A 3,132-nucleotide genomic window follows, 5' to 3' on the forward strand; every position below is an offset into this window, starting at 1 on the left:
GGATTCATCCCCGTTGGGCTGCGTAGCAGACCCCGCTTTTATGGGGCCGCTGCGCGACCCAACGGGGATAAATCCCCTCGCCACAAAAGCCCTCTCCTACATCAAATTTCAGCGGCCTTTGAATTGGGCCACGTTCGCAGACCGCGCATCGGTCTGTGGTTGACCGGCAGTGCCGAGGCGCTCGCCGGTCTTGGCATCAAACAACAACACTTTCGACGGATCGAATTGCAGCGTCAGGCTTTCGCCCACTTGCGGTGCCACGTCCGGCGCCAGACGGCAGCAGACTTTGGTTTCATTCAAATTGACGAATACCAACGTGTCCGGACCGGTCGGCTCGGTGACCTGCACTTCGGCACGAATGCTTGGCAGGCCATTGCCCTCGCCGTTCGACAGAACGATCTGTTCCGGGCGCAGGCCGAGGATCACTTCGCGATCTTCAAGACCGGCGTCCTGCATGCTCATCGGCAGCTCGCAACGGGCCTGGCCGCTGTCGAGCAGCGCCAGCAGACGACCGTCCTTGCGTTGCAGGCGCAGCGGAATGAAGTTCATCGGCGGCGAACCGATGAAGCTCGCCACGAACAGGTTGGCCGGGTCGTTGTAGATCTCTTTTGGCGTGCCGAACTGCTGAATGATGCCGTCCTTCATCACCGCCACTTTGTCGCCCAGGGTCATTGCTTCGATCTGGTCGTGGGTCACGTAGACCGTGGTGGTTTTCAGGCGCTGGTGCATCAGTTTCATTTCGGTGCGCATCTCGACGCGCAGTTTGGCGTCGAGGTTGGACAACGGTTCGTCAAACAGATAAATCTTCGGACGGCGCGCCAGTGCACGGCCCATTGCCACACGCTGTTGCTGACCACCGGAGAGCTGCCCCGGCTTGCGATTGAGCAAGTGTTCGATCTGCAGAAGTTTTGCCACGCGCGCGACTTCTTCGTCGATCGCCGCCTGAGGCATCTTGCGAATCTTCAGGCCGAACTCGATGTTCTCGCGCACGCTCATGGTCGGGTACAGCGCGTAGGACTGGAACACCATGGCGATGTCGCGATCCTTCGGGCTCATGCCGCTGACGTCTTGATCACCGATCATGATCGCGCCGCCAGTGATGGTTTCCAGACCGGCGATGCAGTTCATCAACGTCGATTTGCCGCAGCCCGACGGGCCGACGAGGATCAGGAATTCGCCTTCCTTGATCGACAGTTCGATGTTCTTCAGGGTGTCCGGCAGGCCGGCACCGTAGGTTTTGTTTACGTTGCGAAGTTCGAGCGTTGCCATGATTACCCCTTGACTGCGCCGGCCGTCAGCCCGCGCACGAAATACTTGCCTGCGACCACATAGACCAGCAGGGTCGGCAGGCCGGCGATCATCGCCGCTGCCATATCAACGTTGTATTCCTTGGCGCCGGTGCTGGTGTTGACCAGGTTGTTCAGCGCCACCGTGATCGGTTGCGAATCACCGCTGGAGAACACCACACCGAACAGGAAGTCGTTCCAGATCTGGGTGAATTGCCAGATCAGGCAGACCATGATGATCGGCGTCGACATCGGCAGAATGATGCGGCGGAAAATCGTGAAGAAACCCGCGCCATCCAGACGTGCGGCTTTCACCAGCGCATCCGGAATGCTCACGTAGTAGTTACGGAAGAACAGCGTAGTAAACGCCAGACCGTAAACCACGTGGATAAACACCAGGCCGGTGGTGGTGCTCGCCAGGCCCATTTTGCCGAGGGTGAACGAGGCCGGCAGCAGCACGGTCTGGAACGGCAGGAAGCAACCGAACAACAGCAGACCGAAGAACAACTGCGAACCACGGAAGCGCCAGAACGACAGCACATAACCGTTCAACGCACCGATGGCGGTGGAGATGATCACGGCCGGAACGGTGATCTTGATCGAGTTCCAGAAGTAACCGTCAACCGTGGCCCAGGCCTTGACCCAGCCGATGCCGCTGACCACGGTCGGCCAGCTCAACAGGTTGCCGGTGCTGATGTCTTCCGGGGTCTTGAAGCTGGTCAGCAACATCACCACCAGCGGCACCAGATAAAGCAGGACAGCGAGGATCAGCACCGCGTAGATCGCGATGCGACTCAGGCTGATAGCAGGTTTGGCAGCGAGACTAGTCATTGCGCTTGGTCCTCAGCTCGGAATACAGGTAAGGCACGATGATCGCGAGGATCGCACCGAGCATCAGAATCGCACTGGCCGAACCCATGCCCATCTGGCCGCGACTGAAGGTGAAGGAATACATGAACATCGCGGGCAGGTCGGAGGAGTAACCCGGACCACCAGCGGTCATTGCCGCGACCAGGTCGAAGCTCTTGATCGCGATGTGCGCCAGAATCATCACGGCACTGAAGAACACCGGACGCAGGCTTGGCAGCACGACTTTCCAGTAGATCATCGGCATGCTCGCGCCATCGATCTGGGCGGCACGGATGATCGATTGATCAACGCCACGCAGGCCGGCGAGGAACATCGCCATGATGAAGCCCGAGGCTTGCCAGACAGCAGCGATCACCAGGCAATACACCACGCGATCAGGGTCGATCAGCCAGTCGAGACGGAAGCCTTCCCAGCCCCAGTCACGCAACAATTTGTCCAGGCCCATGCCCGGGTTGAGCAGCCATTTCCACGCGGTACCGGTGACGATCATCGAGAGCGCCATCGGGTACAGGTAAATGGTGCGGATAAAGCCTTCGCGACGGATGCGCTGGTCGAGGAACACCGCCAGCAACACACCGATCACCAAGGTGATGCCGATGAACATGCCGCCGAACACCGCGAGGTTTTTGCTCGCGACCCACCAGCGATCGTTGTCGAACAACCGCGCGTATTGCGCCAGACCGGCCCACTTGTAGTTGGGCAGGAAAGTCGAGGTGGTGAACGACAGCACGAACGTCCACAGGATGTAGCCATAGAAGCCCACCAGAACGATGAACATGCTCGGCGCCAGCACCAGTTTTGGTAGCCAGCGCTGCAATGCATCGAACGGCGAGGCCTTGCTGAACACAGCAACAGAACTCATGGGGAAATCCAGAATAAGATTACAAAGGCATTCCCTTGTGGGAGCGAGCCTGCTCGCGAAGGGGGTGTATCAGTCGACGGATGGAGCAACTGACACACCCGTTCGCGAGCAGGC

3 protein-coding genes are annotated in these 3,132 nt (G+C 59.2%); all 3 read right to left on the minus strand.

Annotation, left to right across the window (positions count from 1 at the left end):
• Positions 1-108: 108 nt before the first annotated feature.
• Genes QMX93_RS30295 through QMX93_RS30305 form a run of 3 tightly spaced genes read right to left on the minus strand, consistent with a single transcriptional unit; the run spans position 109 to position 3,018 of the window.
• Positions 109-1,269 (minus strand): ABC transporter ATP-binding protein, encoded by a 1,161-nt coding sequence (locus QMX93_RS30295; protein WP_282359271.1) that lies wholly within the window; start codon positions 1,267-1,269, stop codon positions 109-111.
• Between the two features lie 2 nt (positions 1,270-1,271).
• Positions 1,272-2,117 carry a carbohydrate ABC transporter permease gene (locus QMX93_RS30300; RefSeq protein WP_007917872.1) on the minus strand — a complete coding sequence of 282 codons (846 nt, stop codon included), beginning with the start codon at positions 2,115-2,117 and terminating at the stop codon, positions 1,272-1,274.
• Complete coding sequence (locus QMX93_RS30305; protein WP_008082808.1) at positions 2,110-3,018, minus strand: sugar ABC transporter permease; 909 nt, start codon at positions 3,016-3,018, stop codon at positions 2,110-2,112. The genes QMX93_RS30300 and QMX93_RS30305 overlap by 8 nt, the downstream gene beginning before the upstream one ends.
• Between the last annotated feature and the right edge of the window lie 114 nt (positions 3,019-3,132).

This window comes from Pseudomonas sp. PS01303, from assembly GCF_029959385.1.
Classification (GTDB): Bacteria; Pseudomonadota; Gammaproteobacteria; order Pseudomonadales; family Pseudomonadaceae; genus Aquipseudomonas; species Aquipseudomonas rustica.

Bases quoted from the DNA above. Each gene is read 5' to 3' on its own strand.
- QMX93_RS30305 (WP_008082808.1), bottom strand. From the start codon at position 3,018: ATGAGTTCTGTTGCTGTGTTCAGCAAGGCCTCGCCGTTCGATGCATTG.
- QMX93_RS30295 (WP_282359271.1), bottom strand. From the start codon at position 1,269: ATGGCAACGCTCGAACTTCGCAACGTAAACAAAACCTACGGTGCCGGC.
- QMX93_RS30300 (WP_007917872.1), bottom strand. From the start codon at position 2,117: ATGACTAGTCTCGCTGCCAAACCTGCTATCAGCCTGAGTCGCATCGCG.